The organism is Corynebacterium sp. HMSC034B08, from assembly GCF_001835805.1.
GTDB classification, from domain to species: Bacteria; Actinomycetota; Actinomycetes; order Mycobacteriales; family Mycobacteriaceae; genus Corynebacterium; species Corynebacterium coyleae.
Genome location: NZ_KV825964.1, coordinates 330,060 through 342,738 on the forward strand (window position 1 = coordinate 330,060; position 12,679 = coordinate 342,738).

11 protein-coding genes are annotated in these 12,679 nt (G+C 60.2%); 5 read left to right on the forward strand and 6 right to left on the reverse strand.

Going from position 1 to position 12,679, the window contains the following annotated elements; translation table 11 throughout:
* Positions 1-9: 9 nt before the first annotated feature.
* Positions 10-1,506: a malate dehydrogenase (quinone) gene (mqo, locus tag HMPREF2656_RS08025; protein ID WP_070483883.1), complete on the reverse strand. Its 1,497-nt coding sequence runs from the start codon at positions 1,504-1,506 to the stop codon at positions 10-12.
* Between the two features lie 131 nt (positions 1,507-1,637).
* On the opposite strand from mqo, the gene HMPREF2656_RS08030 reads away from it, so the two are divergent.
* From HMPREF2656_RS08030 to HMPREF2656_RS08045, 4 genes are all read left to right on the forward strand, one after another.
* Entirely contained in the window at positions 1,638-2,648 is a 1,011-nt protein-coding gene (locus HMPREF2656_RS08030; RefSeq protein ID WP_070816292.1) for an alpha/beta hydrolase, read from the forward strand.
* Positions 2,649-2,689: 41 nt separating this feature from the next.
* The gene (gene mtr / locus HMPREF2656_RS08035; RefSeq protein ID WP_070816293.1) at positions 2,690-4,102 is read left to right on the forward strand and encodes a mycothione reductase; all 1,413 of its coding nucleotides are present in this window, start codon (positions 2,690-2,692) and stop codon (positions 4,100-4,102) included.
* 322 nt (positions 4,103-4,424) lie between these two features.
* Positions 4,425-4,859, forward strand: a complete 435-nt coding sequence (locus tag HMPREF2656_RS08040; protein ID WP_070450997.1) for a hypothetical protein — start codon at positions 4,425-4,427, stop codon at positions 4,857-4,859.
* Positions 4,860-4,913: 54 nt separating this feature from the next.
* The gene (locus tag HMPREF2656_RS08045) at positions 4,914-5,393 is read left to right on the forward strand and encodes a hypothetical protein (RefSeq protein ID WP_070816294.1); all 480 of its coding nucleotides are present in this window, start codon (positions 4,914-4,916) and stop codon (positions 5,391-5,393) included.
* 143 nt (positions 5,394-5,536) lie between these two features.
* On the opposite strand, the gene map is transcribed toward HMPREF2656_RS08045, so the two are convergent.
* The 5 genes from map to dxr all read right to left on the reverse strand — a co-directional run bounded on the left by map (position 5,537) and on the right by dxr (position 11,919).
* Positions 5,537-6,436: a type I methionyl aminopeptidase gene (gene map / locus HMPREF2656_RS08050; RefSeq protein ID WP_168167552.1), complete on the reverse strand. Its 900-nt coding sequence runs from the start codon at positions 6,434-6,436 to the stop codon at positions 5,537-5,539.
* Between the two features lie 59 nt (positions 6,437-6,495).
* Positions 6,496-8,301, reverse strand: coding sequence for a penicillin-binding transpeptidase domain-containing protein (locus HMPREF2656_RS08055; protein WP_070816296.1), 1,806 nt, complete (start codon positions 8,299-8,301; stop codon positions 6,496-6,498).
* A gap of 1 nt (position 8,302) precedes the next feature.
* The gene (gene ispG / locus HMPREF2656_RS08060; protein ID WP_070422393.1) at positions 8,303-9,466 is read right to left on the reverse strand and encodes a flavodoxin-dependent (E)-4-hydroxy-3-methylbut-2-enyl-diphosphate synthase; all 1,164 of its coding nucleotides are present in this window, start codon (positions 9,464-9,466) and stop codon (positions 8,303-8,305) included.
* Between the two features lie 20 nt (positions 9,467-9,486).
* Entirely contained in the window at positions 9,487-10,695 is a 1,209-nt protein-coding gene (locus HMPREF2656_RS08065; protein WP_070483891.1) for a M50 family metallopeptidase, read from the reverse strand.
* Positions 10,696-10,758: 63 nt separating this feature from the next.
* On the reverse strand, positions 10,759-11,919 hold the full coding sequence (gene dxr / locus HMPREF2656_RS08070; protein WP_070483892.1) for a 1-deoxy-D-xylulose-5-phosphate reductoisomerase: 1,161 nt from the start codon (positions 11,917-11,919) through the stop codon (positions 10,759-10,761).
* Positions 11,920-12,115: 196 nt separating this feature from the next.
* Here dxr and HMPREF2656_RS08075 point away from each other — a divergent pair, with 196 nt between their 5' ends.
* Positions 12,116-12,604 carry a DUF2631 domain-containing protein gene (locus HMPREF2656_RS08075; RefSeq protein ID WP_083292009.1) on the forward strand — a complete coding sequence of 163 codons (489 nt, stop codon included), beginning with the start codon at positions 12,116-12,118 and terminating at the stop codon, positions 12,602-12,604.
* Positions 12,605-12,679 lie beyond the last annotated feature (75 nt).

The window sequence follows — 12,679 nt, forward strand, 5'->3', positions numbered from 1 at the left end:
GCGAGCGGATTAATCCTCGAGCTTCAGCGTCTTCTGGGTCCATGCCCACTGCTCCTCGTACGCCTTCTTGTCGTGCTTGAGCGACTTGCCGTACGTGGGGAACATCTCGTGGAGCTTGTCAGCCCACTCAATCATGCGCTCACCGAAGCAACGCTCCAACAGCTCGAGCATCGCAGCCGGGGTAATCGACGCGCCCGGGGATGCGCCGAGGATGCCCGCGATGGTGCCGTTCTGGTCGTTGACCAGAGCGGTACCGAACTCCAAGGTGCCGAAACGCGGGAATGCTGCCGGCTTGATCACCTGCACGCGCTGGCCGGCGACGACAACGTCCCAGTCCTTGCCGTCTGCCATCGGGTAGTACTCGTGCAGCACGTCCATCTTGCCGTCGAAGTTACGGAAAACCTCTTCAACCAGGTACTTGACCAGGCCGATATTGGTTGCCGCGACACCAAGGTAGGACGGGATGTTGTCCAGACGGATGGACTTGAACAGGTCCAGGTAGGAGCCTTCCTTCAAGAACTTCGGGGTCCAGCCGCCGTATGGGCCGAAGAGCAGGGACTCTTCGCCATCGACGACGCGCAGGTCCAGGTGCGGAACGGACATCGGCGGGGCACCAACCTTGGCCTTGCCGTACACCTTTGCCTTGTGCTGCTGGACGAGTTCCGGGTTGGTGGTCTTGAGCCACAAACCGGAGATCGGGAAGCCCGCGTAGCCGTGAACCTCTGGAACGCCTGCCTTGCGCAGCAGGTCCAGGGCGTAGCCGCCAGCGCCGATGAACACGAAGCGTGCACGGACGACCTGCTTGTCACCGGTGCGAACGTTCTTCACGGTGACCTTCCAGAAGTTGCCCTCACGCTTGAGGTTGAGCACTTCGTGGCCGTAGCGGATCTTGGTGCCGCTTTCCTGAGCGGACTCCAGGAACTGCTTGGTCAGGGAACCGTAGTTGATGTCAGTGCCGGCATCAGTCCAGGAAATTGCGACCGGCTCAGCGTCGAAGTCGCGGCCTTGCGCCATCAGCGGCAGCTTCTCAGCGAACTTCTCGCGGTCATCGGTGAACTGCATCTCCGGGAACATGTGGTTCGCAGAAAGCTTGTCGTAGCGCTTACGCAGGTATGCAATCTGGTCTTCGCCCTGGGCGAAGGAAACGTGCGGCACCGGGTTGATAAAGGCGCGCGGGTCCTTGATCACACCGTTTTCTACCTGGTGGGACCAAAACTGGCGGGCGACCTGGAACTTCTCGTTGATCGCCATCGCCTTAGAGACGTCGATTCGACCGTTCTTTTCCGGGGTGTAGTTCAGTTCGCAGAGAGCGGAGTGACCCGTACCAGCGTTGTTGAACGCGTACGAGGATTCCTCGGCGGGACCATCGAGGCGCTCGAAGATCACCTGGCTCCACTCGGGCTCCAGTTCGTGCAACATCGAGCACAGGGTGGCGCTCATAATGCCAGCGCCAACGTGCAGGATGTCCACCTCGTCCGCGTACTTATTACCACCGTTGTCAGACATGCGTAGTCATCCTTATAGTGTTTCGACAATTTTTGGAGTACAGACATTCTACGTCTATCTGCACCGGAACGTGCATAGGCCCGAATTATGGCACGGCCCACACCCGCTTTCGGGTCAGTATCATCAGCCCCATGAATCAAACAGAAGAAGCATCCCTCGACACACTTACCTGGAAACCGGACGTGCTCGGTAAAAATTACGAGCATGCGCGTCTGCAATTAGATAAGGACCCCGACACGGGACATGCACCGGAGGCGGTGTTGGTCCGGGACGTGAGGTCGTCGACAAGCAATAAGCCCGCAGTGCTGTGGGTCCACGGCATGTCCGACTACTTCTTCCACAACCATGTTGCCGACGAGTTCGTGGAACGCGGTTACCCCTTTTACGCGCTGGATCTGCGCCGTTGTGGCCGCGCGCACACGAAGGGCCAGCGCTTCCACTTCACGCTGGATATGCGTCGTTACTTCGAGGAACTCACGACGGCGCTGCGGCTCATCGCGCGCGAGCATGGCTCGGTCGTTGTGCTCGCACACTCCACTGGCGGGTTGATTGTTCCGCTGTGGGCGGATCATTTACGACGAGAATCGCCCGCGGATCATGCACTGCTTCAAGGAATCGCGCTCAACAGCCCGTGGTTGGACCTGCAGTACCCGACCTGGCAGGTGAAGCTCCTGCGCCCAGTACTGAACACGCTTGGAGCCATTTTCCCGTCTATCCCACTGCCGGGCGGCGGGCTGGGCACCTATGGCACCTCTATCCACGAGAGCAAACACGGCGAATGGAGCTTCAACACCACCTGGAAACCGCTGGTCGGTCACCGCAAGTACTTCGGCTGGATCCGGGCAGTACTTAAAGGACAGGAACAAATCCACAAGGGCAACGTTGATACCGGCGTGCCAACGCTGACCCTGTGCTCTTCGCACTCATACCTGGGCAAGGAGTACTCCCCCGCTGCCGACACGGCCGATACCGTGCTTGACGTCGACCAGATCCAGCGTTGGGCCCCGACACTTGGGAAAGATTCACAAGTGCGAGTTATCGACGGCGCCCGCCACGACGTTTTCCTCTCCGAACGCCATGCCCGCGAGTCCGCGTTCAAGGCGACGTTTACGTGGCTAGACGATCTCACCGGGGCGCAGTAACGTCTAAACCCAATCCATACATATATATAGAGGAGACGAGCATGTCTGCTGTGGCGACAAATTCCACCCACTACGACCTCATTATCGTGGGCACCGGTTCCGGCAACTCGATCCTGACCCCGGACTTCGATGACAAGAAGGTCGCTATCGTCGAAAAGGGCAAATTCGGTGGAACGTGCCTGAACGTGGGTTGCATCCCGACGAAGATGTACGTCCTGGCCGCCGAGCACGCCTTTGCCGCACGCGAGGCCGGCAAACTCGGTGTTGATCTTGAGTTCCATGGCGCCGACTGGGATGCCATCAAGGAACGTGTTTTTGATAACCGGATCGACCTCATCGCCAAGGGCGGCGAAAACTACCGCCGCAATGAGTGCGACAACGTCACCGTCTACGACATGGAGGCCTCCTTTGTCGGGGCGAAGACCCTAAAGACGGGTCGCGGCGGCGTAGAGACAACGATTACCGCAGACACGATCATTCTCGCCGCCGGTGCGCGTCCGTTTATCCCCGAGTGGGCCAAGGGCGTCACCTATCACACCAACGAGGACGTCATGCGCCTCGACGAACTGCCAAAGTCGATGACCATCGTTGGCGGCGGCTTTATCGCGATGCAGTTTGCTCACGTCTTCGATGCCCTGGGCACCGACGTAACCATCATCAGCCGCTCTCCCCTGCTGCGTCCGCTCGACGAGGATCTGCGCGATCCGTTCAACGAGATCGCCACACAGCGCTACACCACCCACATCGGCCGCACGGTCGCATCAGCCACCGAGAATGGTGGCCAGGTGACGCTCACGCTTGACGACGACACCCAGGTGACCTCCGACGCCCTCCTCATCGCCACCGGTCGCATCCCGAACAGTGACACCCTCAACGTTGTAGCGGGTGGCATCGAAACGCATGACGACGGCCGCGTAAAAGTCGACGAGTTCGGCCGCACGACCGCTGAGGGTGTGTGGTCGCTTGGTGATCTCTCTTCCCCCTACCAACTCAAGCACGTTGCCAACGCCGAGATGCGTGCGGTGACCCACAACGTGCTTGCCACCTGGCGCGACAACGGCGCGCTCGTTCCGATGCCGCACGACCACGTGCCGTCGGCGATCTTCACCCACCCGCAGATCGCCACCGTCGGCTTGACCGAGCAGCAAGCAATCGAGGCCGACCACGATGTCACCGTCAAGGTCCAGAACTATGGCGACGTTGCATACGGCTGGGCGCTGGAGGACAGCACCGGACTGGTGAAGCTCATCGCGGATCGCACCACAGGCAAACTGCTGGGCGCCCACTACATGGGCCCACAGGCATCGACCTTGATCCAGCAAATGATCACCGTCATGGCTTACGACCTCGACCTTCGCGAGTTCCCACGCAGCCAATACTGGATCCATCCAGCACTGGCCGAAGTGACGGAAAACGCGATCCTGGGCCTCGACCTGACCTTCAAAGAAGTCTAAACCTATCCTTCACCCCCTAATTTGGGGGCCATTCAACAAAACCGCTGGGACAACTGCCCAAGAAGCGAAAAGCGCACGTTGCGATTGTTATCCACCCGCAATCATTCCCAGCGGACACACAGAGACTCCAACCTTTTGATGATCTTTGCATCAAATCGCACACCAAACTTGCACGATGCTGGAAACGATCGGCTATTGTCGTTGCAGACACCGGGACCGAGCCTCTAAGGCTTGCTATCGGTCCTAGGAGCTCAATGCCCCTGGACTTCTTTGAATTCCACCCGGACGTCGTGCAAGAACTATCAGAGAAGGATTTCGTTTCATGCGTAATTTCCGTAAGGCAGCCCTCGCCGGCGCAACCGCCGTCGCTGTGGCATTCGGCTCCACCGCAGTCGCAACCGCTGAGACCAAGAAGCCGGAGGCAACCCCGACCCCGACGTACACCTCTTACCCGGCACCGGTCCGCGACCAGAAGCCGGGCGTCGACAACGACGCTGAGAAGACCAACGGTTCCTCCACCAAGCTGGGCAACAAGCTCGGCGTTTGGAGCAAGGACGAGAACGGCGACGTCAAGGTCAACGGTGTTGATGGCCGCGCAATCTTCGGTACCAAAAAGCAGGAAAACGGCTTCAACAACCAGCCTAAGTACGCTCAGGCTGCTTACGGCCTGACCGTCTTCACCGCTGTCTCCGCAGTCATCGGCCTCATTGTTGGCCCGCTGTACAACTTCATCGTTCACGGCCCGGTGAAGTTCTAATAACGCGGATTTCCGCTAACCACTTCCAACTCACATTTCGAAAGAAGGAATAAGATGCGTAACTTCCGCACCGCTGCAGTTGCTTCCGCAACCGCTCTGACCGTCTTCGTTGGCGGCACCGCTATCGCTTCCGCTGAGGAAAACAAGGATCCGGAGACCACCGCTACTGCCGAGCAGAACGGCCAGACCGACACCAAGAAGCCGGAAGAGAAGAAGTCCGACAAGGACAAGCAGGTCATCTTCGCTGGCAAGCAGGAGGGCGACAAGTCCTTCGGCGACGTTGTCAAGGACGGCACCGCAGGCCTGTTCAACGGCAAGGGTTCCTCCAAGTACTTCGACGAGAAGGACACCGAGCGCCCGTTCTACCCGACCGACGCATTCGGCGAGAAGACCAACCCTGAGGCTGTCCCGCAGTGGGCACGCTACTGGATCGACGGCACCATCGTCGCTGGTATCGGTGCTCTCGTCGGCCTCGTGATCGCTGGCATCAACTTCGCTTCCTACAACGGCTTCATCCAGCTGCCGAAGTTCTAAGTCAACTTCGTCGTAGGACGATAGAAACCCGCTGCTCCGGCAGCGGGTTTTTGCTTTGGTCAGTCTCGGCTTTGCAGCCAACAAAAATGTGCCCCGCAGGGAACGTTCCCTGCGGGGCACATATGCATCTACCAGTGCGACGCCTACTCCCCCAGCATGTGCTGGCCTGCTGCTACATCGGCGTCCGGGATCGTGAGAATCTCGTTGCCATCGTCAGTGATCACGATGGTGTGCTCGAACTGCGCGGTGTACTCACCATCGACGTTCTGTACCGTCCAGCCGTCGTCCCACACGGTGTACGGCAACTCACCCAAGTTGATCATTGGCTCGACGGTCAGCGTCATTCCCGGCTCGAGAACATCCGTGTATGCATCCGAGTCATAGTGCAGGACGACGAGACCGTTGTGGAACGTCGTACCCACACCGTGTCCGGTGAAGTCGGTGACCACGTTGTAGCCGAAACGCTTCGCGTACGCCTCGATGACGCGCCCGATGACGTTGATCTCGCGGCCCGGCTTCGCCGCCTTGATGCCGCGCATCATGGCCTGGTAGGTACGGTTCACAAGGTCCTTGTGTTCCTGTGCAACCTCGCCCGCGAAGAACGTGGCGTTGGTGTCGCCGTGCACACCGTTCTTGTATGCGGTGACGTCAATATTGACGATGTCGCCCTCCTGGATCACAGTCGTATCCGGGATGCCGTGGCACACAATCTCACTGAGCGACACGCAGGAAGACTTTGTAAAGCCTCGGTAGCCAAGCGTGGAGGGGTACGCACCGTGTTCGATGAGGTAGTCGTGCACAATGCCGTCGATCTCATCGGTGGTTTTGCCCGGCGCAACCGCCGCACCAGCAAGGGCGAGGGCGTTCGCGGCGATCTTGGATGCCTCGCGCATCGCTTCAATCGTCTCGGGCGTTTGGATGACCGGTTCGCCGACGTTTTCTTGGACGTCGTCTTTCCAGGCGTACTCCGGACGCTCAATGTGGTCCGGGACCTTACGCACTGGGGTCGGTTTACCTGGTGTAAGTAGTCCTCTTGGATTCATAAACGCCATGGTAGTACCGCAGCCAAATCGGCCCTGCGGCAGCTAGCCAGCTTTCTGATCTACCCCAGCGGCAAGTTGGCAAGCATCGTGTTCGTCAGCGCGACTGCCGCTTCAGAACCACCGCCGAGGACCACCAGGGTTGCAAACGCGATGTCGTCTTCCACGCGGTAGCCGGTGAACCAGGAGTGGGACCCACCGTTGATTTCGGCCTCGCCGGTCTTGCCGCGAATATCGCCACCGGCACTCATTCCGCCTGCGGTACCGCCTGGCCCGGTCACGGCAGCCATGATCTGGCGGAGCTGATCAATCGCTTCCGGCGGAAGAGGCTGCACGTCCTCGCTGAGTTTCGTTTCCTCACCCTGTACCAAGTACGGCACCGGCAAGGATCCACGCGCGGCCGTTGCAGAAACGAGAGCCATGCCGAACGGGCTGGCAAGGTCGAGGCCCTGGCCGTAGCCGGCCTCAGTTCGGTCGAGAGGTTCCTCCCCGACCGGGATCGAACCAGTGATTGTCTCTACCCCTGGAATCTGCATATCGAGCCCGAGACCAAACTGCTTGCCCACGTCCTGCAGCTCACCTGGTCCTAGGCGCGTCGACATGTCCGCAAACGTGGTGTTGCACGAACGCGCAAAGGCTGTTTCCAACGGCACGGTGCCGAGGCTGAAGCCTGCATAGTTGGTCACGATGCGCCCATACAGGTTCATCGTGCCCGGACACGGTACCGGCGAACCTGGTGTGAGCCCCTGCCGTGCAAGCCCCGCCGCTGCGGTGATGATCTTAAATGTCGAGCCAGGCGGGTACTGGCCCATCGTCGCCAGATTGCCTTGCGCATCCGCAGCCGGGGTCTGCGCAATAGCCAGAATCCCGCCCGTAGACGGTCTGATGGCCACAATCATGGCCTGCTGCCCGGCAACGGGTTCGAGCGCACGCTCAGCGGCTTCCTGGACGCGGTGATCCAAGCTGATGTGCACCGCCGGCGCCGGTGCGGGATCCTGACGGGTGATCTCCTCGTACGACGCACCATTTTCGTTGACAATGTCGACGCTCCAGCCGGAATCACCAACCAGATCATCGCGCACCAACTCGCCCACGCGCGCCATGATGTCGGGCGCGAAACCCGGCTTTGCGTTGACCATGGCGGCTTCTTCGTTGAGCCGGACACCGGGTTCGTCGCTAAGCGCTGCTTCAACAGCATCTCGCGCTGCTGCCGGCACCACCGCCACCGAATACACACCGGAGGCGCGCTCGAGCTCGCCCTTCAACGTGTCTGCATCGCGCAGTGGCACGCCACGGTCCTGCTCGTGCGCCCGGGCGAGAGCGCCGCTGATCGCAGACGCCGCAGCACCGGCCGTGCGCATCTCGTTGGTATCCACCAACACCCGATACGCGATGCCGGGCTTTAACAACTCCACCCCATCAGAGGACACGACACTCGCCTGTGCGGGAGCGATCGCGCGCAGCTCCAAATGCTGGTGTGCCCCCAGACGCGGGTGCAACACCGACGGCTGCCAGCGCACAGTCCACTTCTCGCCAGACTGTGTCAGCGTCATCTGCGCGTCGTACTTCAACTCGCGATCGCGCGGCAATTGCCACGCCAACTCGTACGTCGCGGTGGCCAGGTTCTCCTCCTGGCGCACATCTTTCAGCGTCGCCGTGACGTCTTCTGCCTGCAAACCATCCCAGGTAGCGTTCGTGGAATCAGCCGCGGACGTCGGATTGTCAATCGCAGACGACCCGACGTCGCGACGCTCCAGCGCCTCCAAAAACGCACTCGCTGCTGGCTCAGCATCGTTGGGGCGCGGGGTGCATGCGCTTATCGACGACGCAAGCGCCACCCCGGCAACAACTGCGACGACGCGACGCATACTAGCGGGTGACCTTGACCTCAGCCTTGGCGCCAGCGACCTCCTCGAGGCCCTGCTCCTCAGCAATACGCAGCGCGTGAGCAATCAGCGTTTCCACAATCTTCGACTCCGGCACGGTCTCCACAACCTCGCCCTTGACAAAGATCTGGCCCTTACCGTTACCGGAAGCTACACCAAGGTCAGCGTCGCGCGCCTCGCCCGGACCGTTGACAACACAGCCCATGACGGCCACACGCAGCGGGAACTCCATACCATCCAGGCCAGCGGTGACCTCTTCGGCCAACTTGTACACGTCCACCTGGGCGCGACCACAGGACGGGCAGGAAACGATCTCTAACTTGCGCGGACGCAAGTTCATCGACTGCAGAATCTGGTCACCGACCTTGATCTCTTCCACCGGATCAGCGGAAAGAGACACACGAATCGTGTCGCCGATACCCTGCGACAACAGGGCACCGAAGGCGACGGACGACTTAATCGTGCCCATGAACTTCGGACCAGCTTCCGTCACACCGAGGTGCAACGGGTAATCCGTCTTCTCTGCCAACTGGCGGTACGCCTCGACCATCAGCACCGGGTCCGAGTGCTTTACGGAAATCGCAATATCGCCGTAGCCGTACTCTTCGAACAAGCCAGCCTCGTAGATCGCGGACTCCACCAGCGCTTCTGGCGTGGCCTTGCCGTACTTCTCCAGCAGGCGCTTATCCAGCGAGCCACCGTTGACGCCGATACGGATCGGGATGCCTGCGTCACCGGCTGCCTTTGCAACCTCCTTGACGCGGCCGTCGAACTCCTTGATGTTGCCCGGGTTCACACGCACAGCTGCGCAACCGGCGTCGATCGCAGCGAAGATGTACTTCGGCTGGAAGTGAATATCGGCGATCACCGGGATCGGCGACTTTGCAGCAATTGCTGGCAACGCTTCCGCATCGACCGTCTTCGGGCACGCGACACGCACAATGTCGCAGCCAGCCGTGGTCAACTGCGCAATCTGCTGCAAGGTGGCGTTGATGTCGTGCGTCTTCGTCGTGGTCATCGACTGCACCGTGATCGGGTGATCGGAGCCAACACCGACACCTCCAACCATCAGTTGGCGGGTCTTACGACGTGGGGCCAGGGTGGGTGCCGGACCTTCAGGGATGCCTAATCCGATGGGGGTACTCATGGTGGATAACTCTAGCACCGTCACCCAAAAAGATTGACGGGGTTGACCACGTCTGCCGCCATCACCAACACACCGACAACAAGCAGCAGCGCCGCCATGAAATAGGTCAGTGGCATCAGCTTCTCGTAGTTTGCCGGGCCGACTGGTGGCAGGCCACGGAGTCGTCGCAGAGCATTGCGAATCTTCTCGTAAATAACCACCGCAATATGGCCACCATCAAGCGGTGGAAGCGGCACGAGATTAAACAACGCCAGGAAGAAGTTCAGGCTGGCCAGCATCATCCAAAACGCCGGCCACTGGTCGCGTTCCACCAGCTCGCCGCCGGTGCGCGAGGCCCCAATCACACTGATGGGGCCCTCAATGTCGCGCTCCCCGCCGAAGATCGATGCGACAACCCCCGGGATCTTGCCCGGAAACGCCATCAACCCGTCAACGGACGCACGAAGCATCTGACCGGTAAACTTGGCCGTCGCCGGCACCGCCTCGACAGGCCCGAATTGCTTCACCGCATCCTTGACCGGAGCTGCGGCGATGCCCACCGCGCCGACGTCGATACGCTCGCCCGTCGAAGGATCGATGCGCTCGACCCGCGCCACGGGGACATCAATGCTTTGCGACGACCCACCGCGCTCCACCTCAAGCGCGACCATCTCCCCCGGACGCTGCGCAACATAAGTACGCAGATCCGCGAATGTCTCGATTGGTTCGTCGTCGACCGCAACCAACGTGTCGCCCACCTGTACACCCGCTTGGCCCGCAGGACCAGGTCCGCTGCACTCCGCCAGAGTTTTCTCATCCACCTGGTCGGCAACACAGACGACCTGGCCCACCTTCGGGGTGAAATCCGCGTACGGGTTCCGGATACCTGATGAGACAGCAACCCCAAAAATGATCACGACGCCGATCAAGATGTTCATCACGATCCCGCCGGAGAGCACCGCAATACGCTGCCACGCAGGCTTTTTCACCATCGCGTGCGGCGCTTCCTCCTCGGTGACCGGATCCATCGCCGTCATCCCCGCAATGTCACAGAACCCACCGAACGGCAGCGCAGCAATCCCATACTCTGTTCCGCCCCGTTTCACCGACCACAACGTTGGCCCGAAACCGACAAAAAACCGGCGCACTCGCATGCCAAACGCACGCGCAGTGAACATGTGGCCTGCTTCGTGCAGCGCAATCGAAGCAGTGATTGCAAGCGCGAAAAGCACAATCCCCAACACACTCATCGCGCTTCACCCCACAGCACACACAGCGAAGAGGTGCGGGCACACCGCCCGCACCTCAAGGGTCTAACGCTCAATGCGCGCAATCGCCGCGGCGACTCGCTCACGCGTACGGGACTCAACCCGCATCACATCAAACACATCGCTCGGGACTGCGGCGAACTCGTCGGCCTCGTCCAGGACCTCCCCGATAATGTCCACGATCTCCGGGAACTTAATGCGACCCGCGAAGAACGCCTCTACCGCTGCTTCGTTAGCAGCGTTGTAAATAGCCGGGTACGGATCACCCTTCTTGGCCACCTCACGGGCCAGACACACAGCAGGGAACACCTCGTTGTCCAGCGGCTCAAACTCCCACGAGAATGCCTGCGAGAAATCCAACGGCTCCTGCACATCCGGCACACGGTTCGGCCAATCCAGCGCGTGCGCGATAGGCAGCTTCATCGACGGCGGCGAAGCCTGTGCAAGCGTTGCACCGTCCGTAAACGTGACCAACGAGTGAATCACGGACTGCGGGTGAATCGTGACGTCGATCTTGTCCGGATCCATGTCGAACAACATGGCCGCCTCAATCAGCTCAAGGCCCTTGTTCACCAGAGTCGAAGAGTTAATGGTGTTCATCGTTCCCATCGACCAGGTCGGGTGTACCACGGCTTCTTCCGTGGTCACCTCCATGAGACCCTCGCGCTCCCAGCCACGGAACGGACCACCCGATGCGGTAAGAACAAGGCGAGCGATTTCGCTACGGCGAGTGCCGCGCATGCACTGCGCCATTGCCGAGTGCTCCGAATCAACCGGAACAATCTGACCCGGCTTTGCAGCGTCGAGCACGATACGGCCACCCGCTACAAGCGATTCTTTGTTAGCCAACGCAAGTGTCGCATCCGAGCGCAGCGCAGCCATGGTTGCCGGCAGGCCCGAGGCACCAACGAGTGCGTTGAGCACCACGTCAGCTTCCTGCGATTCAACGAGCGCAGCAGCGGAGTTCTCGCCAGTGATCACGTAACCGCCAAGCGCACGGGAGACTTCCTTCGCACCCTCAATATTGCGCACGGCAATCTGGTCGGCGCTCAGGCCAAACTCCTGCGCCTGCTCAATAGCAGCCTTAGGATTGGCGCCACCAATGGCAATCCCGACAATGTTGAACTTGTCGCGGTTTTCGCGGATCACCTCCACAGCCTGTGAGCCAATGGAACCGGTCGAACCTAAAATTACAACGTTTCGCACGCAACCATTGTGACACGTTTTGATTCATTTCGGCACTTGAACTGGATTAAACCCCCGAGGTGGTGCGAAAGTTTGAACACATTGGGGGCTATTGTCACCTTTTTCGCGCTCTGTGTGCGATGATGGGCAGCGATAGTTTCATCATTTCCAGGTGATCGTGTTTGCGATCGATCCCGTGTTAACAAGGAGCGTTGCAGTGGCCCACGCAAAGGAAAGCGCACCCCAGGTGTACAACGGTGTATCCGAGGCTGACGTCCCGTCCGCCAAATTTGGTTGGAGTGCGCTGAGCGACCGCGCCATCCAGCTGGCAGGTTGGATTTCCGTCGCGTTCCTCGTCGCCTACAACTTTGGCAACCACCAGGGCCACGTTGAGACCATCTGGCTCATCGCACTGGCCGTCCTCATTGCTCTCGCACTGATCCTTCTGGCTACCAAGCCGAAGCTCAACCAGGTGCGCACCGTGACGTCGCACAACAAGCCGGTCGGCTACGTGGAGCGTGACTGGACCTACGACCAGGCCACCCTCTCCGGCGACGTCTACGAGTCGCTGACCGATAGCCAGCTGCGCGCCCTCAACATCGAGCCGAGCCGTGTTGCACACCTGCGCAACACTGCACCGGCGCAGGCACGCGAAAACGTAGAGGTCATCGAGGTCGAATCCAAGACCGGCAAGCACGCCCTCTAAAATCTTTTCGACGAAATACCGCCGCACCTTCCAACGAAGGTGCGGCGGTATTTTCATGCCGTCTGCCTGAGCGGA